The 1193-nt window shown below is 53.4% G+C and carries 1 protein-coding gene; it reads right to left on the bottom strand.

What is annotated here, in order from left to right; genetic code table 11:
• Nucleotides 1–145: 145 nt before the first annotated feature.
• Complete coding sequence (locus tag J2X66_RS30150; RefSeq protein ID WP_310272383.1) at nt 146–1123, bottom strand: IS5 family transposase; 978 nt, start codon at nt 1121–1123, stop codon at nt 146–148.
• Nucleotides 1124–1193: the final 70 nt, after the last annotated feature.

The following is a 1193-nucleotide window of genomic DNA, read 5'->3' on the forward strand; positions in this document are numbered from 1 at the left end:
GGAAGGTCTGAAGTACCCCGCGATTTTTTGATGCTCCAATCATTTGGAGTTCAAAAAATCGACGGTCTGCCAAAAATCAGACTTAGGCTCTTCTTAATTCATTGTTTTTCCTTGAGCCGCGCCTTTTCTCCGCGTATTTCGCGCATCACAGACGCACCTCTCCCGCAACCAACAGCCGTTTTCGCATCATCCACAGGTTTGACAGGGCAAACAGCGTGGTCTGTTGCGCGGTATTTTTTATCAGCCCGCGATAGCGCACTTTCGTATAGCCAAACTGGCGCTTGATCACCCGGAACGGATGTTCGACCTTGGCTCGCATCTGGGCCTTTGCGTATTCGATTTTGCGACGCACCTCAGTGATCAAACTCTGCTTGCCGTGCTTCTTATACGTGCTGGGCCGTGCGGCAATTGACCAGATCATCTGGCGATCTTGATGTTCCGGACGCTTGTCCACGCCGGTGTAACCGGCATCGCCAGAGACGTAAGTTTCCTCTCCATGCAGTAACTGATCGACCTGGGTCACGTCCGCCACATTCGCCGCCGTGCCCACCAGGCTGTGCACCAAACCGGATTCAGCATCGACACCGATATGCGCTTTCATTCCGAAGAAATATTGATTTCCTTTCTTCGTCTGGTGCATTTCTGGATCACGTTTACCGTCCTTGTTCTTGGTCGAACTCGGCGCATGAATGATCGTTGCATCGACCACCGTCCCCTGGCGTAGCAGCAAACCACGGTCGCCCAGATAGCCATTGATGACCTGCAAAATCCCGGCAGCCAACTCATGTTTTTCCAGCAGGCGGCGGAAGTTGAGGATCGTGGTTTCATCCGGAATCCGATCCAGATGCAGCCCGGCAAACTGGCGCAGAATCGTGGTTTCGTAGAGGGATTCTTCCATCGCCGGGTCGCTGTAGCCAAACCAGTTCTGCATCAGATGAACCCGCAGCATGGCCATCAACGGATATGCCGGACGACCGCCTTCACCCTTCGGATAATATGGTTCGATCAACGTAACCAGACCTTTCCAGGGCACGACCTGATCCATCTCAATCAGGAAGCGCTCGCGGCGGGTTTGCTTGCGTTTGCCAGCGTATTCGGCATCGGCGAAGGATATTTGCTTCATCGGGGCTCAACCGTTCAGTTCGTGGGGCAAGCGTATTTCAGCAGACTTGGGAGTCTTTTTCAGAGTTTCC

The organism is Pseudomonas sp. 3296, assembly GCF_031456615.1.
GTDB lineage: Bacteria > Pseudomonadota > Gammaproteobacteria > Pseudomonadales > Pseudomonadaceae > Aquipseudomonas > Aquipseudomonas mucoides.